Here is a 23,862-nt window from a genome sequence, read left to right as displayed (position 1 = left end):
TCATCTCTCTTTGAGTACAAGCTCTGCAAACATAAAATCCAGCTTTGTATCAATATCAATTGAGCTTTCAGGAGACATAATAAAAGGATAATAATCATTATCTAAAAATAGCTTTTTACTTGCCAAAAGAGTTTTCCTCTCAATCAAATAAATGGCTCCATTTAGTTGATAAAATGCTTTTAAATCTTGTGAACGAGTATTTGATAAGCTTTTTATAAATTCTTTAAAGTCACTGTCTGTTTCAAGAGAGGTAGACCAAAGTGGTGAATGCTCACACTTAGTCATTGATACAACTCCCTTTGCTTGCCTCTCAATATATAAGGATATAGCATTATCTATATCTTGCGCAGTTCTCAGTGGTGACGTGGGCTGCAATAAACAAATAATATCAAACTCGTCAATGCTGCTTGCGAAGTCTACAGCATGTAGCAGAACGTCAAGTGAACTAGCCGTATCAGATGCAAGCTCTGCAGGTCTTTTTAATTGGTAGGTATTAGCGTAATGGCTGCTTATTTCTAACACTTCTGAACAATCTGAAGTGGCAATAGTTGCACTAATATATTGAGACTTTTTTATAGCCTCAAAAGTATGTGAAATTAACGGTAAACCATTTAATAATTTAATATTTTTTTGAGGGAGACGTTTACTTCCAGCACGTGCTGGAACGATAGCTAATACTTTTGGTTTCATTTACAGGCCTAACTCATGGATATCTATTTGTGCTTTTTTAAAATCATCATGTCGACCTACATCTAACCAATATTCATGAATTGGGAACTTAAGTACTTTACAATTTTCGGCTTTTTTTAATTCAAATAACGTAGGCATATCTAAATGCTCATTGTTAGGTAATGATTTGATAATTTGGCTAGAAATAATGTAAATACCTGCATTTACAAAGTAACGGTATGTTGGTTTTTCTACCATACCTGTAATTTCGTGCCCTTCACCTTCAATAACACCGAATGGAATTTTTATTTCGTAATCGCGAACACACATTGTAGCGTCACTGTTTTGCTTTATATGAAAATCTAGCACTTTACCAAAATCTACATTCGTTAAAATATCACCATTAATCATGATTAAAGGCTCTTTAGGTAGTGTATCAGGTAATAACGAAAGTGCTCCACCTGTGCCTAGTGGTTCTTTTTCATGCACATACGTTATTTCAATATCGAATTCACTACCATCGCCAAAATAGTTCATTATTACTTCTGGTAAGTAATGAGTAGAAATATAAAACTTATAAAACCCATGGTTTTTAAAGTTATTAATTAGCGTTTCAAGCATTGGCTTCCCGCCAACTTTAAGCATTGGTTTAGGGCAATCATTCGTTAGCGGTTTTAAACGCGTACCAAACCCGCCTGCCATTATAAACACTGGGTTTTCACGTCTTTCGACCATAAGTGTATCGTACAATGTTTTCAAACCAACAAGTTTGCCTTCATCATCCACTAATGGTAGTGATAATAATTTTCGAGACTGCATCAGTACTTTTAAGTCATGGCTGCTTAGTGAAGCGTTAGCACTTATTGGATTAGTATTCATTATTTGTCTTACTGAGGCTGAAAGCTCTATGCCTTGTAATATTCCTCTACGAACATCGCCATCAGTTACCATTCCAACTAATTTATTATTTTCTACAACTAAAGCAACTCTAAGCGCTTCTTTGTCAATAATTTTTAATGCGTCTTTAATAGATACAGAAGGTGCAACTATTACTTTTTGCCAATTAACTGTCATTTTTTTTACCTAATCCTTTAATTACTGAACGTGCACCATAAACAACGGAGTTAAAAGGTACTGATTTAGTTATATTTGCACCAACGCCAACAACAGTGTTACGACCGATAGTTATATTATTAATAACCTTAACGCCCGTTGCTATGTGGACATTATTTTCAATTATTACCTGCCCACTCAAAATAGTTCCTGGCGCTAAATGGGTATGTTCACCAATACTGCAATCGTGATCAACAGATACCGAAGTGTTAATTATGCTATTTTCACCCACCCTACTACCTATGTTAATAACAGCATTATTCATAACCTGCACTCCATCAGCTAGTACTGAGTAATCAGATACTAAAGCTGAATCTGAAACAACAGTAGCAAATACATATCCTAACTTTTTAAAACGATTGAAAACTATCTCTCTTAATGATTTATAAGGCATAGAGCCAATGCCATTTACTAATTTAACGTCTTTTGTACTAAAGTTTAAAACATCGTCATCATTTAAATAGTGCTCTATGCAATCAAAAATAACTTCCCCTGCTGTTATTTTAGGCGCGACTACACCGATAATTTTTTTATTTTGTTTTATTAGTATTTCAGCTAATGCAGCAGCATGTCCGCCACCACCTATAATTAAATAGTTTGTGTTACTCATCTATTAGTTCGCCAGCCTGGTAACTTTTTACACTTGTTTTATTCAAATACTGCCAGTATTTAACAGGGTTAATACCGTTACCTGGGCGCTTTACCGCTAAATTAGCTTCGTTAAATTTTTCACCTGAAAGAATTGGTTTTGCGGCAATTAAGCTTTTGCGTGCAACAGATTTATTTTTAACCTCAGAAGGGCGCGGTCCTTTAATACCATCACCTAATATTTTTTCTACAATACGTATGCCATCAACCATCTCTTTTAATTCAGTTGGATCAAGTGATGCTTTATGATCTGGTCCTGGTAATGCTTTATCAACAGTAAAGTGCTTTTCTATTAAAACAGCCCCTTTAGCTACAGCTGCTATAGGAACTACTATACCAGCGCTATGATCTGAGTAACCAACCTTAAGCTTAAACGCATCTTTCATTGTGTCCATAGCGTTTAAGTTTATATCGCTAAAGGGTGCTGGGTATTCGGTTGTGCAATGTAAAAGCGTTACTTTCTCTTTTAATAATTGCTTACCTTGTTCTGAAAAATATGCGATTTGCAGAGCTTCATCTGTTGGATTACCTTTGGGGTTTATATAACCAAAAGCTATTACCGATAACACTTGTTCTATTTCAGAAAGAGTCGCCATACCTGTAGACACAATTAAGTCACAGCCTGTTCTTGCGTGTTCGAGCACTAATGGCGCATTAGTAATTTCACCTGATGGTAGCTTAAGACGCGTAATTCCTAAATCATCAACTAAAAATGATAAGCTTTCTGAATCGAAGGCGGTAGATAAAAACTCAATACCTAAATCATTACAATATTTAACTAGTTTATGGTGCGTTTCGTAACTCAATTCTAATCGCTTTAGCATTGAATACTGAGACTCTTTTTGACCACTATTAGTAATTTGATACTCTGCTTGCTGTGCATCTTCTGTTACTAAGTTTTTAGCTTTAAATGTTTGAAACTTAACAATATCTGCTCCTGCTTGATGCGCTGCATCAACAAGAGAAAACGCTAAATCGTCACTGCCGTTATGATTAACACCAGCTTCAGCAATAATTAATGTCATGGGGTTCTCATTTTAAATCGTAAAAAGGTTTACTCGGCTCAAACTTTAAGGATTTGAGCATTTGAATAGCTTGAGCACTTGCATTACCGGCGCCGTATGGGTTTATTATTGCTTCACCTGAAACTTTATAGCTACCTGTAATAGCCGATTTTATTGCCGCTGAGATTGATTCTTTCGTTGCTATACAGTTAAGTACACTTTTAGCAGCTAAACGGCCTTTTTGTCTTACGCCTATATTTACTGTAGGTACATTGAATGCGGGGACTTCAATTATTCCACTTGATGAATTACCTATAACAGCAGCAGCATTTTTTACTGTGCTGAGATAGCGTTTTTGTCCTAATGAAGATATTGCATATACTCTATCGGGCTGTTGTTTAGCATAGCTTTCAAGGATTGGAATTATACGGCGCCCACCATCATCTGCATTAGGGTACGTTAAAATAACTTGATGATCTTTAAACATATCTAATGCGTCGAGTAATGCTAAAAAACTTTGTTCTGGTGGCTCTTCACCTAACGTTACTGGATGATAAGTAACTAGGAAGTAAGGTTGATTTAAATTAAAACCTAAAGAGTTGCCAATTTCATTAACATTCATAAAATTACTACGTGCTAAATGATCTAGACCGATTGCACCAATATTTTTAACCCGCTCTGGCATTTCACCTAGCTGTATTACACGCTGACGATACTGCTCAGTAGAGGTTCCGTGTAAATAGCTAAGTTTGGTGATGGCATGTCGTATAGCATCGTCATATGCGCCTTCAGTGATTTCTCCACCGTGTAAATGCAAAATAGGAATACGTAATATCATCGCTGTTTGAGCCGCTGCAAGTGCTTCAAAACGATCGCCTAAAATAACAAGTGCATCTGGTTGTAATCTGCTTAATGCATCAGCAAAGCCTAGTACTCCAAGCCCCATACTTTTAGCTGTACCTACAGCTGTGTCTGATGATAATAAGATCTCTATCTTTTCATCTATTATGAAACCATCTTGCTCAATTTGTTTGTAGGTTTCACCAAATTCTGATGATAAATGCATACCTGAAACTAAAAGCTGTAATGTAAGTTCTGAATCACTTTGAATGTCTTTTATGAGCCAATATAGAAGCCCGTACTCTGCACGAGTACCTGTGAAAACAGCTATTTTTTTTGTCATTATAACTTGCCTAAACTTTTAACTGGAGAGCTTGGTAAATTAACTAAGTGACCTTCAATAAATTCTGAGTGACTTAAATCACCTTTTATTGCATTTTCAAACATAGGTAATCGGTGCATCAGTTGCCATATTGGTCGAGTCATTACACCATCAGCATTAGTTTGCTTTAGGAGCTTTTCTCGCTCGCTGTGATTTGGACAAATAATTGCATTTAACCAATAATTTGATTTTGCATAACTAGGCTCTGTTACAAATTGAAAGTCAGACCCTTTAAAAAAGTCTAAATATAAGTTTGCAAGACGTCGTTTATTATCAACAAATACTGCAAGACTTTCCATTTGTGCACAGCCAAGTGCCGCATTTAAGTTAGGCATCCGGTAATTAAAACCAGCTTCATCATGGAAAAACTCATACGGATGAGGAACTTTAGCAGTAGTCGTTATATGTTTTGTATGCTGACCAGACGCTAGAGTCTTACATAAAACCATACCGCCACCACCAGTGGTAATAATTTTATTACCGTTAAAACTAATGGCACCAAAATCACCTAACGTACCAGTATGCTTACCTTTATAAAAAGAACCGAGACTTTCTGCAGCGTCTTCTACTAAAGCGATTTTCCACTCTTTACATACATTAATTAGTTCATCAAGTTCAACAGGATGACCGAATGTATGCATTGGAACCACCGCCTGAAAGCGCTGTTTTGTTTTTTTATGTATAGGTCCTGATTCGGTTAAAACTGCATGTTGCTCTAAAAATACAGACAATGCTTTTGGGCATAAACCTAAACTAACGGGTGATACATCAACAAACGCAGGCTCTGCCCCCATATGATGTACTGCATTACACGTTGCTACAAAAGTTAAAGCTTGGGTAATAACGATATCATTGCTTTTAACTCCCGCCATATATAGTGCTGTATGCAATGCTGCAGTACCATTTACAGTAGCTACAGCTTTTGACGTTCCGGTGTAACTCTCAATATGCTTTTCAAAGTCGTCTACGAACTTACCAACACTTGAGACAAACGTGCTGTTTATCGTTTCTGATACATACTTTTGTTCATTCCCTGAAAAGGTTGGCGCGTGTAGAGGAATAAACTCATTAGTTTGGTAAAGATCTTTTACAAATGAAACAAGCTGTTTAGTCATAATATATCTACCTAATTACATTTTACCATCAAGGTATTTACCCGTTTCTTTATGCCCAAAATCAGGAATCATTTTAAAGAAAAGTGAGACAATTTCACCTTTTGTCCAAGACTTATCTACTTTCATTTGAGTGATTTTTTCTTCAAACTCGGTCAGTAATACTTGCTCAAAGATTGCATCATTTTTGATAATGCCTAAATTTTCGAAGCGTTCCATATCTAATGTTTCACTGTCAGTAAAAAATTCTTCAAAGTCTTTCTCACCAGTGGTGTCACTTTCAGTAAATAAGCAAGGCCACTTTCCTTGAGCCGGTAGAGTTTTGACAAGCTCGCGTGCTTCATCTTCAGTTTTACATAAAAAAGGTTCATAGCCACGATCTTGAAGGTATTTAACAGCAATATCTGCGAAGGTAATTAAATGTAATGCTTCACTTAGCTTTGGAAAGAAAATGTCTCTGTTTTCACCAAAAATACATGACATTAAACAAAGTTCACCTGATTCTTGAGGTGTAACAAAATAGCGCTTGATATCACTAGGTGCGACTATTGGTTGCTGCTTTTGAAGACGTTGGTTAAAGCCGTGTAAAAGAGAGCCATCAGAAAAAGCTACGTTTGCGAATCGAGCAGTAGAAATAGCGATGTTTTCACTTTTACGCATCAAGAACATTTCCATGATACGCTTTGAAGCCCCCATCATATTAACTGGATTCGCTGCTTTATCCGTAGATACACAAAAGTATTTTTTTGCGTCGCAATCAATCGATTGTTGAATCGTTTTATCAGTGTTAAAAACATTTACGTCAATCATACGCATCAAAGTAAATGGGTCTTTTTCACTACGAACATGTTTAAGTGCGGATAAGTTCAATACATAGTCATATTGCCCATCTGCTTTTATAAATGCATCATATTCAATTGAGCCAATATCAAGTGCAAAAGTTTGAAAGTCGCCCTCTATATAACCAAACGAACTACGCACATCACGAACTAACTCAACCATATTGTTTTCACTAATATCGACAACATGCAGCTTCGCAGGATTACGCTTAAATATTTCTTTTGTAACAGCTTGACCAATAGAACCTGCACCACCTAACACTAGAAAGCGAGAACTTGACACTATATTACAAAGCTCTTCTTCATGCTTACTAATATCATGAGTAAACAATGCTTTTTTACGGCCGATAAGTGACAACATTTTGTTCATTAAAAATCCTTGTTTTAACTTTTACTGAGACTCGATTCTTACTAAACACTTGAAATTAAATTCAACTTTAAGTGCCTATTACGTATTTTAAGTTGTATTTTAGCAATTTAGTATCTTAGTCATTTACTAATTCACTGAGATACTTTTTCTATATTGAGACAGTTGCCTTCAACTATTTCGTTGTAATACCGCGTGTTTGTTTTTATTTAAAACGCCTAATAGGCTCTATGAATAAAGCGATAAATATTAATTATCGCTTTTATACTCGTAGTTATAGTTGCCATAATACCCATATGCATTACTTGCTTTTTTAAGCACCCCGTTAAATACAAGACCTTTTACGTCTATGCCATTTTGCTCAAACCGATCGCGCGTTAATGCAATTTCGCGCACGTGGTTTTGACCAAAACGTGCTACCAGTAATGTAGTGCCTGTATGTGCACTTACAATAGCGGGGTCGGTTACGGCTAATATTGGAGGCGTATCTATAATTACAATGTCGTAAGCGGCGCTTACTTCTTCCACCAATTTACTAAAGTTTGAGTGCATTAATAACTCAGAAGGGTTTGGCGGTATTTGTCCGCGCGTTATTACGCTTAACCCTTCTACTTTTGTTGGTTTAGTTACTTGGTTTAAATTTAAACGACCTGATAAGTAATCACTTAAACCATCGTTTGCTTCTATACCAAACTGGGTTTGTAAGTAACCTTTGCGCATATCAGCATCTATAATAAGTACTTTTTGACCACTTTGTGCCAATACCGATGCTAAGTTAACCGATATAAATGATTTACCAACACCTGGGCTTGGGCCCGATATTGCAATAATATTATTTTTAGCTTCCATCATCGCAAAGTGTAAACTGGTGCGTAAGCTTCTTAAAGCCTCGATTGCGAGGTCGGCAGGGTTGTCTAACGCTAATATCGACTTTGGTTTAACTACTTTATTTTTACGCACTTTGCTTGTAAAGCTTGTTAGTTTATCTTGGTTGTCTGAGTACGGTACGCTTGCATAAACAGGTATGCCTAGGGCTTCTATTTCGTTTGGATCTTCTACGCCTTTATTTATCGCTTTTTGTACTAGTACAATCGCCACCGCTAACATGCCGCCCAGCATAGTTGCCATTATTACTATTAATGCTTTTTTAGGTTTTACTGGCTTACTGGTGTTTACCTCGGCGTAATCTATTAAGCGCACATTACCCACAGTGCCTGCGCGAACAATATCTAGCTCTTGCGTTTTACTTAACAACATAGTGTAAATTTCGTTACTTACCTCTACATCGCGTTTTAAACGTAGTAGCTCTTGTTGTGTTTCGGGTAAACTGCCTACTTGCCCTACCAGCTCTGCTTTTTGGCTTTCGACTGCCGATATTTGCTCAATAATACCTTGATACATTGGGTGATTTTTTTTGAACTTACGCCCTAGCTCTAGGCGTTTTAGATTTAGCTCTTGTAGCTTGGTTTCAAGCTTTACTACTTGCTCAAGCACGCCTTGGGTTTCTAATGTAATATTTATTGATTGGCGCTTTATTTGGTAATTATTAAAACGTTGCTCGGCAAATTCTAATTGTTTTTTAATTTCGGGTAATTGCACCTCTAAAAACTCTAGCGATTTTTGCGCCTCAGCACTGTTACGCTCTACATTACGGCGTACATAAATAGCGGCTACTTTGTCGAGTACTTTTTCGGCATAACTTGGTATTGTGTGCTGTAAACTTAAATTAATAATACCTGAGTCTTTACCTTTTTCGCTTGCGCTAATTGCGGTTTGCAAATCTAAAATAGTATTTAAGCGGTCTTGTCGGGTTAACAAAAACTCAGTACCTGGTCGTGCATTTAAACTGCGCACGGTTAAGGTAAACTCGCCGTTTGTTAGCTCTTGCCCTACTTTACCGGTTTGTATTTGATCGCCGTTTTCGTTTAACAATGCAATGCTGTTATTTTCGAGCGCTATTAAGGTAAATGTTTTATCTATTGCCGAGCGCGGTACGTCAAACCTAAATACGTTTATGCTTTCGCCGCCCCATGCATAACTATTAGCCCAAAAGCTCGGCTCGGCTAGGTCGCCTTCTTCCAGTGGGGTAAATTTACGAAACGATCGGCTGCCTATTAATGGAAATAGTTTAGGTTCAACAGTTACATCAAGCTTTAATGAATCAACGGCTTCGCCAATGATGCTACGCGATTTTAGTAGCTCTATTTCGGTTACCGCAGCCGATGTACTTTCAAACATACCTGCCATATCGTCAAAACCAGGAACCGAGGCGCCTCCGTCTTCAACCTGTAGCATTGCAGTTGCTTGATACACTGGGGTAGAAAATACGGCATACACTACCCCTACAAACATAAATGCAGCGGTTATTGCTGCAATAAAATATTTGCGATCTATCAAGGCACCTAGCAGTGCCATTAAATCTATTTCTTGTGTTTGTTGTGTTGTGTTATTTGTGTTTTTGTTTGTAGGCTGGGCATTCATTAACTTTGCCGTTCCTTATAAATATTTTTGCCAAGCGCTACATGCGCTGTCGATTAAAGTGTATACGTGTTCAAATGCTTCTTGGCTTTGGCGATATGGATCCGGAATTTCGGCGTTATTAATCCATTTTCCTAATAAAAATGTTTTACCGCGCGCCTCAGGGTAGCGCGCGTGTAGATCATTTAAATGTCGTTGTTCCATTACTAAAATAACACTGTTTTGAGCTACTAATTGCGATGAAAGTTGGCGTCCTTTATGCTCATCCATATTAATACCGTAAGGCTGTGCAATTTGTTTTGCTGTAGCATCCGCCGGCTTACCTTCTAGTGCGGTAAGCCCTGCCGATGATACTTTAATGCTTTTACCTTCCAGCTTACTTTTTAAAACATACTCTGCAGTTGGGCTTCGGCAAATATTGCCAGCACACACTACTAATACAGAATCAAACATATTTAATTAACCTTTAGTTAGCCGAAATATCGTCAACACTGTCTACCGATGCGATAGATGGTAATAACAAGCTAATTACACGGTTCCAACGTGCTAGCGGTGCCGATGTTACATAAACAATGTCGTGTGGTTGCAACTCAAATTGCTCTGCTAATACTAATGCGGCTGCATTTTTTGCGTGTAGTTGATATACGTCGGCAAGTACGCCTGTTTTTTCAAAGTTACGTTTACGCAGCACAAACACACCATTTGCATCGGCTGTGTTTTCGTTTAAGCCACCACTTTCGCTTAATGCTTCAGCAAGGTTTAAACCATAACGATTAAGTATTACCGAACCTGCTTTTTTTATGTCGCCCAATACAAATACTTTTTGTTTGTCGTTACGGTTTACATGCACAATATCGCCATGCTGTAACAAGCGGTTTTGTGAAATATCGCCATTGGCGTAAAAGTCGTCTAATTGAATTACTTCTGTTTTGTCGCCACGAGTAAAAGTAACTGTGCGCCAATCGGCTGCTTCGGTTAATCCGCCGGCTTGGTTAAGCGCGTCAATTAATGTAAGTGGGATTTCGCTTACTGGGTATACGCCTGGTTGTTTTACTTCGCCTGTTACATAGGCTTTTTGGCTTTTAAATCCAACTATTTTTACATCTACTTGTGGGTCTTCTATTACACGACCTAAACGCTTAACTAGCTCACTACGCACTTCGCTAACTGTACGCCCAGCAGCTTGAATATTTGGCGCGTATGCGTAAGTTATAGTACCGTCTTTTTGAACTCTAAAACCATCAAACTCTGCTGTACGTTGTACTGCAGCTGGTATTGTTAACTCTGGGTGATCCCATACGCCTATACTTAATACATCGCCAGCACCTAATCTGTACTGGTATTTACTTGTATCAACACCTATTAGGCTTGATATTGGTTTAGCTGATTTACGAGCCTGCTTTTGCTCATAAATTAATAATGGGTCAATAATCTGAATATTTACTTCATCGAGGTTTTTCTCAAGGTTAGTTATTTGCTCACCGCTTTCTATCCCTTCAAAGTGGCTACCAGGAATAATTGTACAGCCAGTCATTGATAATAATGTAAGTGATATTGCAAGTGATTTATAGCCAAGAGCCATGGTTAAAGTCCCATTTTAAATTTAAATATTGTGCTGCCCACCAACCTTGGCGAGTACTCATTTTTTAGCGCGGTAATTAAAACACGCCAACCTTGCCATCGCAAGGTGAAGGTACATTGTAAACATGTTTGAGTAAAAAATATTTAACTTCTGAATAAAACTTAAATATTTTGTAAAAAAAATTTATTTTTACTGTTTTATTTTATTACTAACCAAGCCTAACTATTTAATCAGCTTTAATGTTAATTACTGCTTAGCTGGTTTACCAAGTGCCTATTAAAGGTACTTTTATTGCTTTTGGCACGCTTCCGCCCTTAGGTTGCAGTTCCTACGTTCTGATATGTTTTACCAATATTAATACTCACTAAGCCTTATATGACGTTGTTATGGCATTTAAGGTTAACTCTCGCTAATTTACGTTATTTTTATTTCTTTGTTGTTTATGCTCATTTCTATTTGTTTATTAAGTAGCTTAATTAACAAAATACTGCGCATGTCTCCATCGGGCTCTTTATAAATAGCGTCGACATTATTAAACGAGTTGTTATTTACGCTCACTGAATCACCCGTTTTTGGAAGCTGTGATTCTGAGGTATGCATACGTTCGTTTTTTAGTGTTTTAATTAAATTTTCAGGGACTTTTTGATAACTTGATCCATATGCTACAAAACCACCAATCCCTCGCGTGTTTTTTACCGCAGAAAACTTTTCATTGGGTGATTCTAAGCATACAAATAAATAGCTTGGAAATAAGGCTGTTTGCTTAGTTGTACAGCGACCTTTTACTAATTTTTTTGTTGTTAGTATTGGAAAAAAAGCTTCAATATTTTGATTTGTTAAATTAATTTTTGATCTTTCTTCTTGCTGGGGCTTACATACAACTAAATACCAATTTTTCATATTGCCCCTCCACAACTTTAATTGCACATTTTGCAATCATAAACTAAGCGAGCGCAATATTATACTTACCCAAATCCTAATCTGCAATAGTGTTTTTAAGTGAATGCACACTTACATAATTGACTTTTAATTATACAGCGCGTTAAAGCAATACTTACGTTTTAGTGTATGTAAATTAATATGATATATAATACGAGTTAAAGAAATTATAACTTTTTATTAACCTATTTTTAGGGATTAAAAAAACAAAAAACCGAGAAAATAATGTGCTTTAATACTGAGTTTTATTTAAGTTGGAACCTATAATACTCAAAGGTAAATCCCTAATTAATTAACTTTTGGCTACTTTTATAAATTTACAGCTTAGAGGCTAGGGTCTGTTGATCTTTCAAGGTTAAATTTACAGCAGTCTGTTTGGTATTTAGGCAAGGCAGAGCCTATGCAGTGTGGTTATTCCCCATAAATGGGCGATAACGTAGCATTAATGCCAAACAGGCGCTGCCAAAGGGTTCTTCCTAGGGGCTATTTACTCTTTGTTGCTCGGTTTTTACTTAGCCCACTAGGTTACAAATCTCGCGCCGCGATTAAATAGCCCCTAGTTTGAACAAATTTTAATCCGCAAAGATCAACAGACCCTAGTGTAAACATTATTGTAATAGGGTTAGCCATGGCGTAATACCAAACTCTGGGTTATGTAGCTGTGTTTTTATATTACTTTTTGAATGTGCCTTTATGTTTTTTGTACTTTGCTGTAGTGCTTCTACTAGGTATGGATTTATCGCATTAGTATTTTGTTGGCTTTGATATAAAACACCTAATTGGGTTTTATACACACTTGGCAACGTTAAACTGTAGTCGGTGATCTCAAAGTTGGTCATTATTTCTCTGGGTCCTGATAAGCAATCGGCAACTATTGAATAGGTACCTAATGCTATAGCTTCAGCTAGTACATTAGGAAACCCTTCAAAATAAGAGTTTAATAAAAAACAATCTGCTCTGTAAAACCAAGCTGCAACGTTATCTTGGTTCCCTAATAACGTTGCATTAATTTTATGCTTACTAATAATATTGGTCAGCGATTCTTTGTGCTCTCCATCACCAATTATTAATAATTGGTCGTTACGGTTAGTTACTAAATTATATTTATGAAACGAATGTAACAATGAATGCACTTGCTTTTGATCAACAAGTCGCCCGCAGGTAATAAAAGTAAGATCGTTATTATTTGTGGCTTTTGGCTCTATATTTGATTGAGAGTCGGCAGTTATTTTTTGTAAATTAAGGCTGTTATAAATAACCTTTACATTGGTGTGTGAAATATCAAAATTATTTACAAGATCTTGCTTTATTGCATTGGAATTACATATTACTAAATTTGCTTGATTGTATTGGTAGGCTAATATTTTTTTTGCTAAAAAAAGCTTTAAACCACTTTTTGATCCATATTGATTTGATAGGTAGTTTCTTACGTTTAAAAAGGATTTTATTTGGTGCGTTTTTTTACAGCTGTTAATTGCCGAAATAGATAATACGTTGCTCCATTCTAAAAATGAAAATACAGCGAAATAATTTCCATTTTTTATTACACTTTTTAATACGTTATAGCTCGCAAACAACTGGCGTATTTTGCCAATAGTGCCTGAAAAGCTTTTTGTTTGAAGTGGAATATATACAAAATTTAGCGCTTTAACTTTATTTAGCATACTTTGTGTAGGAGTAAACAACGATGTAATTTCGATTGTATTTTCATTGCTATATAGAGAAGCAATTTTTAGCATTTGTCGCTCAGCGCCCCCATTTTCCATTTTATCAACCAAAAATAGTATTTTGTTTTTTTTCATTTTTATTTCCTTGCCAAATAAAATTTTAATTACTCGGCAAAGTCATATTACCAAAAAAGCAACTGAAGCAGTTAAAGCGTAATTTATAATGTATGAGAAAACCATTTTACTTGGCAGTTAACGTGTGGGATGCGCTACAAATAAATACTGCATTTTATTTTCAGGATTTACAAAAAAATTAGCTTTGACTATTATTTGTACATTAAGTGTTTGCTGTATTAATGTTTTAGTGAACGTTGTTTAAACACTTTACTTTTAATTCTTTTTATAAAAGTAAGTACTCTCCAGATGTGCGTAATTAAATAGCTATAGATTAAAAAAACAACTATGAAAAGTATAAAACTAAGGGTTTCACTAACTTGTTCTAAATAGATACCTGTTAGGGTCATGCATAATGATATAGCTGAAATAATTAATAATGTTTGCTTAGGTGTTGCGCCAGCCCTCATAAAAATATGATGCAAGTGCTCTCTATCAGGCTTAAATGGGGATTCTCCTTTGCATATCCTTCTAATCATTATTGCTGCCATATCAATCAATGGTACTGCTACAATCCATAAAGCGGTTACGGGAGCTAACGCTTCTGACGATGGTTGAGTACCAATGCACAATAACCAAATAATTGAAAAACCAACAAGCATGCTACCCGCATCACCCATAAATATTTTTTTATATTTTTTAATGGGCCAGCTTAAATTAAACATTAAGTAGGCAATTATTGCTCCTACAAAAAATACACATAGTTTGTACCACACTAAACCTGCATTAAATAAAAGCACAGCCAAAGCCGAAAATGCAATAAGTGATAACAAACCAACTAAACCGTCAATTCCATCTACCATGTTAAATGCATTTATGCAGCCAACAACAGCCAATACGGTAAAAATAACCGAAAAATGACCAAGCATTATTGGTGTATTAAAAAATACGTTACCTAAAGATACTAATTTATAATCTACAAAAAATATCATTGCCAAAGCTATTGATACTTGTACTAATAATCGAGGTTTTACAGGTAGGTCTTTGTAGTCATCAATAACACCTATAGAAACCATTAACCCCGATAAAAATACATACGTAAGTATATCTGTTGAGGTTGGTAAAAGGATAAATGTACTTATACTTATACCTGCAAACACACACACACCACCCACTAACGGTATTGAGCCTTCGTGTAGTTTTCTATGATTTGGCTGATCGACTAATCCACACTTGGAAGCGATAGGTTTTGCAAGCCATATAAGTAAATAGGTCAACAAAAATGCAATTACTAAAAAAAATAAAATATCAACTAGCATTGTTAACGACGACCCACACCTTAAAGTTAGCTGAGCATTATAAAGTAAGTTAAATATCAAGACCACCTTAAGCTACGAGTTTTAGTAAGGCAAAATATAAGCTAGGTATTATCTTAAAATTAGAACGCTACTTTATTGAGTATAAGTGCTCTTATATTTGTATTTATTAAAAAATATCTCAATAAACACTCCAAATTTGTAGCATTATCAAAGGATATATTTGAACGCCTGCTTAACATGGTTTTTAAAGGGCTAAAACACAGTTTTTGCTATTTGGTTTTATTTAAACTAATTATACACGCCTTTTTTGTCTACGTAGCTTTACACGAAAACGCCTAACAAACTTAACCACATGCCAAATACGTAACATTACAAAGCTATAAACACCAAATACACATAAAAAACCTGCAAACATAATTGATTCATGTATTGCGTACCACTCAGATACAATTGCTATTGTAGAAAAAACGGCACTTAAACAAAAAATAATACACAAGGCTGAACGGGATGAAAAACCGGCACGAAGGAATATATGGTGTAGATGTTCTCTATCTGCATGAAAAGGAGATTGGCCTTTTTTAATACGCCTAATTATTATTGTTGCCATATCTATAAGGGGGACTGCTACAATCCATAAGGCAGTGACGGGTCTAAAGCTGATACTAGCTCCTTGCGTGTTGCTCACCAACAACCAAACAACAGTAAAGCCTATAAACATACTACCAGCATCGCCCATAAATATTTTACGGTAACGCGTTCCAAAAAAGCCTAGATTAAAAATAAGGTATGGAATTAAAGCGACAATAATTAATACCGTAAATAGATTTTCTTGCCCTTTAATAAATAATAAAAATGCAATTGCGCCTAGTGTATTTATTGCCATTGCGCCCAGCAAACCATCAATACCATCTACCATGTTAAAAGCATTAATCATTGCAACTACTGCTATATACGTAAAAAGTAATCCGACATAGCCGAGCTTTATTTCTCCAATAAAAAATAAATTTCCTAAGCTAACAATGTAATCGTCAATTGTGAAAATCATAAATGTAGCAATGATGATTTGGAAAAAAACTCTAAATTTTACGCTAAGGTCATGTTTGTCGTCCATAACACCCAATACGACCATTAACCCTGCAGCACATAAATAACTCACAAGCTCAACATTTACGGGTAACCACATACTGCTTGATATAACAACACTACAAAAAACAGCGATGCCACCAATTAATGGAACATGACCAAGATGCTGCTTTCGTTCATTTGGTTTATCAACTAACTCAAATTTTACTGCAAAAGGTCTGAGTACGCTAATTGCGCATAATGACAATAAAAATGATGATATGACTGCAAAAAAAATTTCCACGCTTCCTCCCTGTACGATGCAGTATAGTAAAATATCTAGACAAACCAATACTATCAGCTTAGTAACAAAATACTAAACTTTATTGTTTACAAAAATTATTTATAAATAACAATCACCGTTTAATAATGACACAAAATAACAGTTAGAATTAATGTAAATTGTAAATACATGTGACCCAAAAAAACAACTATAGCTCAACCCCAAAGATTAAAATAATTACGCATGCTACTTAATTTTAAAATTGGGCTAACGTACTCTCTATTCAATAAAGCCATTGCACTTAAAAATGGGTAGTTGGATGCATGCTTTTATAAAAACTGAACCAGTGCCTAAATAAAATACTTTTAACAATAAAAACAATCATAAAACCTCCTTTTAAAAACAAATGCCAATATACATTTAGTGCCACGATTAACCATAAGCATAGTTGCCACTGGCAACCTACCAAAAGTTAGGTATAATTCGATGATTTTTAGCCTAAGACTAATTTAAGAAGGTTTTGAAACACATGCTTAATAAAGAAGCGCACCATAATTATCTTCCTCCTCCAGAGCTAAGTGAAGTTATATCTTCATTATGGTCTTTCAAAATTTATATTATTATTTTATGTTTTTTTGCTGCTATCGCATCTGCTTTTATAGCAATTAATACTCCAAATATATATCGAGCAGAAACCCTTTTGGCACCCACTGAAAGCTTGCAAGGTCAAGGCAGTGAGGTTTCATCTCAATTAGGTGGCTTGGCGTCACTTGCTGGATTAGGTGGTTTAGATAACAAGGGGTTTAAGACCGAAGTAGCACAAGCTAGAATTTTTACAAAAGATTTTTTATATCAATTTATTAATAATCATGACTTATTAGTAAATATACTTGCCATTGAAAGCTGGGACAAAGAAACCAATAAAATAACGTACAACGACGATATATACGATAGTGAAACTCAATCATTTACATTACCTGAAGATAAAAATTTACATTGGCTTGCTTATAAGGTCTTAAATGACAATTTAATAATTAGTAAGGTTCCTGGTGGCTTGATTAACGTGGCTTACGAACATCCTTCTCCGATCGTTGCTCAATATATTGTAGAACATATAATTAAAGATATTAATCAGTTAATGCAAAATTATGATATTGAACAAGCCAATAACAGCATTGAATATTTAAACAAAAAACTGACTCAAACAAATGTTGCTGATATGAAAACTGTTTTTTATCGCTTAATTGAAGAACAAACTAAAAATAAAATGCTGACAGAAATAAAAAGTGAGTACATATTTACTACCCTTGATCCGGCTTTAGTCCCTGAAGAAAAGTCAGGACCTAGGCGCGCTCTTATTGTTGCGGTAAGTGTTATTTTAGCGGGTATGTTTGGCTGCTTCTTAGGTTTAATTCGATTTTATAGAGCTCGCTAATGCATTCTCCTTTAATAACTGTATATATGCCCACGCACAATCGTGTTAATAACTTAAAACGTGCAGTTCATAGTGTGCAAGCACAAGACCATACTAATTGGCAGTTAATTATTGTTAATGATGGTTCAAAAGATGCTACGGCTGACTATTTAGATTCTTTAGTTTTAACTGATGAGCGGATTATTGTATTTCATCATGAAATAGCTCAAGGAGCCTGCGTAGCAAGAAACAAAGCTATTGAGGCTGCATCAGGTGAGTTTATTACTGGACTTGATGATGACGATGCTTTTACACCGAATCGATTATCATACTTTTTAGAAAATTGGAGCAATAACTATTCGGCCCTCTGTACACCTGTTACTGTGTGTAAAGGACAAAGTAAGGTTGCTCACCATTACTTTATTGGCGAATTAACGTTTAATGACATACTCGTCGTAAATAAAGTAGGTAATCAGTTGTTTTGTAAAACTGCCGATTTAAAATCAATAAATGGCTTTGATCCACATTTTAAAGCACGTCAAGATGCAGATACTTGGGTACGGTTTTTAAAAGCACACGGAAAAGGTAATAAACTCCCAAAATCAACGTATTTACAATATGAAGAACAAAGCCAGTTAAGTATTACTCGATCACCGAGTAGGCTTATTGGGTTTCGCCAGTTTATTGAAAAACACGAAGCACTAATGAGTAAAAGACAACGTAATGCAATGGCTTGTTGGGAATCTATAATTATGGGCCGATGGGTACCTTTATACCTTTTACTAAAATCTGACTCTGATATTTATAAGTATTCTTTAATGCATAATATTAAAAAGTTACTTAGGCGCTAACTGGTGTATATTTTATTGACACCCCGAAAAATAAATTTAAACCTAGCTTAAAGTGATTATTCGTTTTTTAAATAACAATAATGACTATTGCAGATTTATTATTATTCGCAATGCCTACCTCTATACAAAACCTAGAGCTTTATTATGAACCCTCAACTAAATAAAAAAATCAAGTCGGGTGCAGACTTTATCGACACTCAACAAGCTGCATTTAATGCCAATAAATCTACGATAATCTCATTTTTAAATCCGTTTTCTTATTATGAGGTAGCTAAAGAGGCAGTGCTGGTTGAAGAGGTTGACTATTATTTTTCTGATGGCTCATTATTATGTATATTACATAATTTATTTTTACATAAAATAACAAGAGCAAGTTTTGATTACAGCTCAATAGCCGCTCCTTTTTTAAAGATAGCAGAGGCCGAATGTAAACGAGTTGCCGTTATTGGTGCAACCGAAAATGAAAACATTTTAGCTATAAAAGTATTAGAACAACATTATCCTAATTTAAATATAGTCTACAGTCGAAACGGTTATATTGAAGATAACGATATAGTTGTTAATGAGCTAAATGCTTTAGCGGTTGAAATAGTTTTAGTTGGCATGGGAACCCCCTACCAGGAGCGCTTTTCTATTAATTTAAAGCAGACACTGTTAAAGCCTGCTGTAATAATAACCTGTGGTGGTTTTTTAACGCAAACGTCAATTAAAGCTGACTACTATCACCCTTTAATAAAAAAAATGGGATTACGCTGGTTACAGCGTATGGCAATGCATAAACATGTACGCGATAGAGTTTTAAAAGCATATCCAAAATTTATTTTTTCATACTTATATGCAATGCTAAGGCAAAAAATTGCAAAAAAATAATACCTTTAGTAGCTCGGCTCAATTCTTAGTATTATCTACTATTTTTATGTTGTGCTACTGGCCTACTTACATTGTGCCTGCACTTGATGATCATGCTCTTCAAAAAGTGTACTTTGTTATAATGGTAATTTATTTTTTAACCATTACTTTAGCAACGAAAACCCCCCTTAAAGTTCCTAGTGTAGCTTATATTTATTTATTCCCGCTCGTTATAATGATGATTACTTTTTTGTTTAGCATGCAGTATTTTTCATTTTTTCATGTATCGGTTTTAATTAAACCGCTTTTATTATTTTCGTTTGTGGTGTTTTTTTATTCATTTTTAACAACGCATTTTACCCATGCAAATAGCGGTAAAATAAAAAAAGCATTAACTATTATATTTGTATTACAAATTATTTTTATTTTATTACAAATAATTTTAGGCGATATTGCTCCGCTAATGTTATTTAACTCTAAAAAAGTTTACGAAGGGTTTGGCTTTAGGGCACCAGGTACATTTGAGTGGGTTTATATAACATGCTACTTTTTAAGCTTTTTTTTAGCGATTTATATCATTGAGTTTTTCTTTGGAAAGCGAAAACTTTTTGCCTTTGTATCTATTATTCTTGCCTTTTTAGCTATATTTTTATCTCAATCAAAAACAGGTTACCTTGCAACCGTTTTAATCGCCTTTTATTTTACTTTTTTGTCTATGTTATTAAGGCTGGGCATTGCGAGTAAAATACTTATTAGTATGTGTACTCTATTAGTGCTATTTGTGGCTGCGATTATTTATCTTGAGGTTAACCTTGATTACGTAACCCGCTTTGCTGAGCTGATACTGGACGGTAAACTTGATGGCTCTACCTCAACACGTACTAAGCAAACGTTAATAGCGTTACACGAAGGTCTTAATCACTGGTATAAAGGCTCACCAAGAGCGTTGGATGGGATTATTATTGAGAATACGTATCTTGACTACCTATTCCGATATGGCTTATTTGGATTGTGCGCATTTATACTCATGATTAGTAGCTTTTACACTTACTCTCTTATGGTTTGTATTAATGCAAATAAGCTATACCGAAAAGGGTTGCTAAACTTTCAGATGTTTCAACTTAGTGTAGGTTGTCATATAACATTTTTTGCCGCATCTCTTTATTCTTTTACAGGTACACCAATCGATGCCTATAGGTCTGCATTATGGTCATGTTTTGTAATTGCTTTAACAGCCTATATAAACTCATTGATAAAACAACAATCGCAGCCTAATAAAACACCCTAAATATTTTAGTATTAACTGCAAAAACAGCAATATCATTAAATATAAATATTGCTGCTTTCAATTTTTTAGATTGAAATTCACTTAAAAAACAATTTAATTTCAGTGCGTAATTTACAACCTAGTTGATACGGTTGCTTCCTCTAAATAATTATATTGACTTGAGTTCATAAAAATAAGTAAAAACTTTAAAGAAAGCGCTTCGAGAACAGCGTTTTCGTACTTAAAGTACATACCATTACGCATTTGTAGGAAGTAACCACTGTTTACCAAATATCTTAAATTGAATTAGCTTGGCGTTTTTAAGAGCAAATATAAATTACTGTGCCTACAGAAAAGCCCCTCTGTAAAAAACGCTATACCTTACCTTAGAGCAAACTTTTATCGTTACTACGTTAATTCAAGAACTCTGTTGCACTAAGCCTTGGTCGCTACATTATTTATTTTGAGTTAGTTTTTTACCGTAGTTAATACCTGGGATTTCAATAAACCGGTACATAAAATAAGAACATACAATTGTTATTAATAATAATATAGCAGTACTAATAAACCATGTAGTAAAACTTAAATCGAACGAATTTAGAAAAAAAGCAAAGAATGGCAACATAATCACTAAATGGATTATATAAAGTGAATAAGATATTTCTGCTAAAAATTTAGACGATTTATGATTAAATAACGAGTTTAAAATACTTAATGCTTTTTTGTTTTTATTTTTTTCTACACATATCCACCAATAAGAAAATATAAATAGCAAAGGTATTGTCAGTGATTTATTACCTACATATAAAAAGAATAAAACAACTAAAATCAAAAATACTTTAATATATTTAGCACTTTGAGTATTTAACATTAAATAAGCAAGTACTATCCCTGCGGCGAAGTTATGAAATTTAAGCGGTAAATAACTGGGCATAGAAAAATGTAAACCTAAGCGATTAGAAATAAACCAAATAGCAAACATTCCACAGAGTGAGATAGGTAAAAAGATTAAAAAATTCTTTTTTAGAAAAATAAATAGTAACGGAAAAATAAAATAAAACTGCGCCTCTAAGCCTAAACTCCAATCTGGCAATGGTGTACTAAATGCATATTCTGGTATTACGCCAAAAACAAAAGTGATGTGCAAAAAGAAACTTCTAATCGGCTCATCTATATAATACCGAGCCATATCTGTTGAAGTATAAGGTAATATTTCTGCTATGGCTTCGCGGCTTTGCCCTAAGTAGGTAGAGAGTAGTAATGCTATAATTAACGAAATGTAATACGCGGGGGCAATTCTAAAAAACCTTCGAATAAAAAAGTTCTTTAAACCTTTTTTTGTTTCTAAACCTCCGTATAGTTTACTTATTGAGCACTGAAAATAAATTAAGAACCCAGACGCTAACATAAAAGCATTAACAGCTTCTTGCCCTATCTCACCCGATAAAAAACCAGGTCCACCGCCCAAAATGGCAGCATGATGGAAAAAAACCAGCAGTGCCAGCCATCCCCTTAAAAAATCAAGATAACCAATATCGTATTTAGGTCCGCCTGAAGACATAAAAATTAACTCCTAAAATAATGCTAAATGGTGTAAATATACCCGTGAAAAATCAAAAACATTATTTTAGTATTCTTGATTTGAGCGCCCGCATAATTTTTTTGAAATAATAAGGCTTACACCAGCCATAAATATTTATAGGTAAATTAAAAGGTAATCTCCCCAAAAACTCAGATTTAGCTTTAATAACTTTAACTAAAGACATATCCGTTGCCTTTATTTTTTTACTTAAACTAAAACCGTGCTCTATAAAACACCGAGACGAAAATGGTGTAACAAAGTTAATACCATTAATACAGCCATACTTGTGTGGGCTGCTAAAAGCAGCGACTCTATTTTCAAGATAAAAGACGTCTAAAATATCATAATCATTTAATTTTTTATCTAGACTATCTAGATAAGTAGTTGCTTCTCGAATATAAGATTTAGTTAGTGGTAAGGCTGTAATTTTTAATAATAACTCAGGGGTTAATTTTGTTTTATAGGATTTATATGCATTCCAGTAAAAACCACGAATGAATTCACCTCCAATCCCTGTTAGTGAGAAGAAGTCTTTTTTTTCACTATCTATCAGGTTATAACTTTTAAGTGGGTTACCTGCAACTGCATAGCCAACACGAGATAACCAATTCTCTTTATCAACAGTTGATAAGCTCTTATAGTGTGACTTTATAATGCCAACATGATTTAAGTTGAATTTTTTTGCTATGTGTTTAGCTGTAATAAAGTCCTGCTCTGACCCTGGATCGTAATCATAACGAGTCATAAACCTTAATTTATGTTTGTTTTCTAGTGAACAGGCAAGCATAAACCGTGTTTCTTTTCCTGCACTGAGCGCTATTTGTGTGTCACCTTCATTGATATAAGCTGACATTACTTGGCTTACTGATTGAGATATTTTTTCTAAGTGCTGCTCGTCACTTAAGTTTGCTAATTTAGTAAATTTATAAAAGCGACAGGTCTTCTTACTTAATAAACTGTATTCATGATTACATAAAAGACGACGATAATGTATGTAAGGAGTCATACCAAATGGATAGAAACCACCTGAATTTTCATTCAAATTTTGATCTATATCTGCATCAAACTCTAAGCTTTCATTAAAAAAAGATGCAATAACATTAGGAGTAGATGCAATTGCATTTAGCTTTGAATTAAAAACTGCGGGTTGAGACATTAGGGGATCGCCAAAAACGCTCATATCGCTTATATCTACTGCAATAAACCGCCCTGCTAAATCAGTTTTTTTACATCTTAAATTACAATCTTCGTTAATTAACAGACCTGTTTTAAGGTTAATAGCCCACCCTAAAACCAGTAGCTCTTTTTCATATAGCATGACTTTATTAATAGGTAACGAATCATGGTATCTACACTCAATATTGGTTCCTATTACACTATTCAATTTCCAATTTTGAGGAAGCTCGTCAATAAGTGTAGCGTTTGATGTGATAATAAATTGGTGACGCCAATCGACTATTGTTGTTTTTTGCATTTAAAAT

At 34.8% G+C, this 23,862-nt stretch carries 20 protein-coding genes; 4 read left to right on the top strand and 16 right to left on the bottom strand.

Going from position 1 to position 23,862, the window contains the following annotated elements:
• The 14 genes from GQR56_RS12670 to wecA (GQR56_RS12605) all read right to left on the bottom strand — a co-directional run bounded on the left by GQR56_RS12670 (position 1) and on the right by wecA (GQR56_RS12605) (position 16,439).
• On the bottom strand, positions 1-690 hold the full coding sequence (locus tag GQR56_RS12670; RefSeq protein WP_166112019.1) for an acylneuraminate cytidylyltransferase family protein: 690 nt from the start codon (positions 688-690) through the stop codon (positions 1-3).
• Positions 691-1,743: a nucleotidyltransferase family protein gene (locus GQR56_RS12665; RefSeq protein ID WP_166112017.1), complete on the bottom strand. Its 1,053-nt coding sequence runs from the start codon at positions 1,741-1,743 to the stop codon at positions 691-693.
• Positions 1,733-2,392 (bottom strand): NeuD/PglB/VioB family sugar acetyltransferase, encoded by a 660-nt coding sequence (locus tag GQR56_RS12660; RefSeq protein WP_166112014.1) that lies wholly within the window; start codon positions 2,390-2,392, stop codon positions 1,733-1,735. Before GQR56_RS12660 ends, GQR56_RS12665 begins: the two co-directional genes overlap by 11 nt.
• Positions 2,385-3,455 (bottom strand): N-acetylneuraminate synthase, encoded by a 1,071-nt coding sequence (gene neuB, locus GQR56_RS12655; RefSeq protein WP_166112011.1) that lies wholly within the window; start codon positions 3,453-3,455, stop codon positions 2,385-2,387. Before neuB ends, GQR56_RS12660 begins: the two co-directional genes overlap by 8 nt.
• Before the next feature lie 7 nt (positions 3,456-3,462).
• Positions 3,463-4,617 carry a UDP-N-acetylglucosamine 2-epimerase gene (neuC, locus tag GQR56_RS12650; protein WP_166112008.1) on the bottom strand — a complete coding sequence of 385 codons (1,155 nt, stop codon included), beginning with the start codon at positions 4,615-4,617 and terminating at the stop codon, positions 3,463-3,465.
• A complete protein-coding gene (locus GQR56_RS12645) occupies positions 4,617-5,771 on the bottom strand; it encodes a LegC family aminotransferase (protein ID WP_166112005.1) in 1,155 nt (384 codons plus the stop codon). Before GQR56_RS12645 ends, neuC begins: the two co-directional genes overlap by 1 nt.
• 15 nt (positions 5,772-5,786) lie before the next feature.
• On the bottom strand, positions 5,787-6,977 hold the full coding sequence (locus GQR56_RS12640; protein WP_166112002.1) for a UDP-N-acetylglucosamine 4,6-dehydratase: 1,191 nt from the start codon (positions 6,975-6,977) through the stop codon (positions 5,787-5,789).
• A gap of 246 nt (positions 6,978-7,223) precedes the next feature.
• Complete coding sequence (locus tag GQR56_RS12635) at positions 7,224-9,455, bottom strand: polysaccharide biosynthesis tyrosine autokinase (RefSeq protein WP_166111999.1); 2,232 nt, start codon at positions 9,453-9,455, stop codon at positions 7,224-7,226.
• A gap of 15 nt (positions 9,456-9,470) precedes the next feature.
• The gene (locus GQR56_RS12630; protein ID WP_166111996.1) at positions 9,471-9,905 is read right to left on the bottom strand and encodes a low molecular weight protein-tyrosine-phosphatase; all 435 of its coding nucleotides are present in this window, start codon (positions 9,903-9,905) and stop codon (positions 9,471-9,473) included.
• A gap of 13 nt (positions 9,906-9,918) precedes the next feature.
• Positions 9,919-11,034, bottom strand: coding sequence for a polysaccharide export protein (locus GQR56_RS12625; protein ID WP_166111993.1), 1,116 nt, complete (start codon positions 11,032-11,034; stop codon positions 9,919-9,921).
• Between the two features lie 414 nt (positions 11,035-11,448).
• Complete coding sequence (rfaH, locus tag GQR56_RS12620; protein ID WP_166111990.1) at positions 11,449-11,934, bottom strand: transcription/translation regulatory transformer protein RfaH; 486 nt, start codon at positions 11,932-11,934, stop codon at positions 11,449-11,451.
• A 647-nt stretch (positions 11,935-12,581) separates the two neighbouring features.
• On the bottom strand, positions 12,582-13,775 hold the full coding sequence (locus GQR56_RS12615) for a glycosyltransferase (RefSeq protein WP_166111988.1): 1,194 nt from the start codon (positions 13,773-13,775) through the stop codon (positions 12,582-12,584).
• Between the two features lie 218 nt (positions 13,776-13,993).
• Positions 13,994-15,073, bottom strand: coding sequence for a UDP-N-acetylglucosamine--undecaprenyl-phosphate N-acetylglucosaminephosphotransferase (gene wecA, locus GQR56_RS12610; RefSeq protein ID WP_166111985.1), 1,080 nt, complete (start codon positions 15,071-15,073; stop codon positions 13,994-13,996).
• Positions 15,074-15,365: 292 nt separating this feature from the next.
• Positions 15,366-16,439, bottom strand: coding sequence for a UDP-N-acetylglucosamine--undecaprenyl-phosphate N-acetylglucosaminephosphotransferase (gene wecA / locus GQR56_RS12605; RefSeq protein WP_166111982.1), 1,074 nt, complete (start codon positions 16,437-16,439; stop codon positions 15,366-15,368).
• 508 nt (positions 16,440-16,947) lie between these two features.
• Between wecA (GQR56_RS12605) and GQR56_RS12600 the strand changes: the two genes are divergently transcribed.
• From GQR56_RS12600 to GQR56_RS12585, 4 genes are all read left to right on the top strand, one after another.
• Positions 16,948-17,853 carry a Wzz/FepE/Etk N-terminal domain-containing protein gene (locus tag GQR56_RS12600; RefSeq protein WP_166111979.1) on the top strand — a complete coding sequence of 302 codons (906 nt, stop codon included), beginning with the start codon at positions 16,948-16,950 and terminating at the stop codon, positions 17,851-17,853.
• Positions 17,853-18,683: a glycosyltransferase gene (locus GQR56_RS12595; RefSeq protein ID WP_166111976.1), complete on the top strand. Its 831-nt coding sequence runs from the start codon at positions 17,853-17,855 to the stop codon at positions 18,681-18,683. Before GQR56_RS12600 ends, GQR56_RS12595 begins: the two co-directional genes overlap by 1 nt.
• 144 nt (positions 18,684-18,827) lie before the next feature.
• A complete protein-coding gene (locus tag GQR56_RS12590) occupies positions 18,828-19,553 on the top strand; it encodes a WecB/TagA/CpsF family glycosyltransferase (protein ID WP_166111973.1) in 726 nt (241 codons plus the stop codon).
• Positions 19,540-20,820, top strand: coding sequence for an O-antigen ligase family protein (locus GQR56_RS12585; protein WP_166111970.1), 1,281 nt, complete (start codon positions 19,540-19,542; stop codon positions 20,818-20,820). The genes GQR56_RS12590 and GQR56_RS12585 overlap by 14 nt, the downstream gene beginning before the upstream one ends.
• A gap of 433 nt (positions 20,821-21,253) precedes the next feature.
• Here GQR56_RS12585 and GQR56_RS12580 read toward each other — a convergent pair whose 3' ends face one another.
• Both GQR56_RS12580 and GQR56_RS12575 read right to left on the bottom strand, forming a co-directional pair.
• The gene (locus GQR56_RS12580; protein WP_166111967.1) at positions 21,254-22,360 is read right to left on the bottom strand and encodes an acyltransferase; all 1,107 of its coding nucleotides are present in this window, start codon (positions 22,358-22,360) and stop codon (positions 21,254-21,256) included.
• 61 nt (positions 22,361-22,421) lie between these two features.
• Positions 22,422-23,855 (bottom strand): hypothetical protein, encoded by a 1,434-nt coding sequence (locus GQR56_RS12575; RefSeq protein ID WP_166111964.1) that lies wholly within the window; start codon positions 23,853-23,855, stop codon positions 22,422-22,424.
• Positions 23,856-23,862: the final 7 nt, after the last annotated feature.

Source organism: Pseudoalteromonas sp. Z9A5, assembly GCF_011378875.1.
Classification (GTDB): domain Bacteria; phylum Pseudomonadota; class Gammaproteobacteria; order Enterobacterales; family Alteromonadaceae; genus Pseudoalteromonas.
Note: the sequence above shows the minus strand (reverse complement) of the source record. Positions and strands in the feature narration are given on the sequence as shown.

Excerpts from the sequence above, each read along its gene's own strand:
- GQR56_RS12670 (WP_166112019.1), bottom strand. The coding sequence starts at position 690 with ATGAAACCAAAAGTATTAGCTATCGTTCCAGCACGTGCTGGAAGTAAA.
- GQR56_RS12665 (WP_166112017.1), bottom strand. The coding sequence starts at position 1,743 with ATGACAGTTAATTGGCAAAAAGTAATAGTTGCACCTTCTGTATCTATT.
- GQR56_RS12660 (WP_166112014.1), bottom strand. The coding sequence starts at position 2,392 with ATGAGTAACACAAACTATTTAATTATAGGTGGTGGCGGACATGCTGCT.
- neuB (WP_166112011.1), bottom strand. The coding sequence starts at position 3,455 with ATGACATTAATTATTGCTGAAGCTGGTGTTAATCATAACGGCAGTGAC.
- neuC (WP_166112008.1), bottom strand. The coding sequence starts at position 4,617 with ATGACAAAAAAAATAGCTGTTTTCACAGGTACTCGTGCAGAGTACGGG.
- GQR56_RS12645 (WP_166112005.1), bottom strand. The coding sequence starts at position 5,771 with ATGACTAAACAGCTTGTTTCATTTGTAAAAGATCTTTACCAAACTAAT.
- GQR56_RS12640 (WP_166112002.1), bottom strand. The coding sequence starts at position 6,977 with ATGAACAAAATGTTGTCACTTATCGGCCGTAAAAAAGCATTGTTTACT.
- GQR56_RS12635 (WP_166111999.1), bottom strand. The coding sequence starts at position 9,455 with ATGAATGCCCAGCCTACAAACAAAAACACAAATAACACAACACAACAA.
- GQR56_RS12630 (WP_166111996.1), bottom strand. The coding sequence starts at position 9,905 with ATGTTTGATTCTGTATTAGTAGTGTGTGCTGGCAATATTTGCCGAAGC.
- GQR56_RS12625 (WP_166111993.1), bottom strand. The coding sequence starts at position 11,034 with ATGGCTCTTGGCTATAAATCACTTGCAATATCACTTACATTATTATCA.
- rfaH (WP_166111990.1), bottom strand. The coding sequence starts at position 11,934 with ATGAAAAATTGGTATTTAGTTGTATGTAAGCCCCAGCAAGAAGAAAGA.
- GQR56_RS12615 (WP_166111988.1), bottom strand. The coding sequence starts at position 13,775 with ATGAAAAAAAACAAAATACTATTTTTGGTTGATAAAATGGAAAATGGG.
- wecA (WP_166111985.1), bottom strand. The coding sequence starts at position 15,073 with ATGCTAGTTGATATTTTATTTTTTTTAGTAATTGCATTTTTGTTGACC.
- GQR56_RS12600 (WP_166111979.1), top strand. The coding sequence starts at position 16,948 with ATGCTTAATAAAGAAGCGCACCATAATTATCTTCCTCCTCCAGAGCTA.
- GQR56_RS12595 (WP_166111976.1), top strand. The coding sequence starts at position 17,853 with ATGCATTCTCCTTTAATAACTGTATATATGCCCACGCACAATCGTGTT.
- GQR56_RS12590 (WP_166111973.1), top strand. The coding sequence starts at position 18,828 with ATGAACCCTCAACTAAATAAAAAAATCAAGTCGGGTGCAGACTTTATC.
- GQR56_RS12580 (WP_166111967.1), bottom strand. The coding sequence starts at position 22,360 with ATGTCTTCAGGCGGACCTAAATACGATATTGGTTATCTTGATTTTTTA.
- GQR56_RS12575 (WP_166111964.1), bottom strand. The coding sequence starts at position 23,855 with ATGCAAAAAACAACAATAGTCGATTGGCGTCACCAATTTATTATCACA.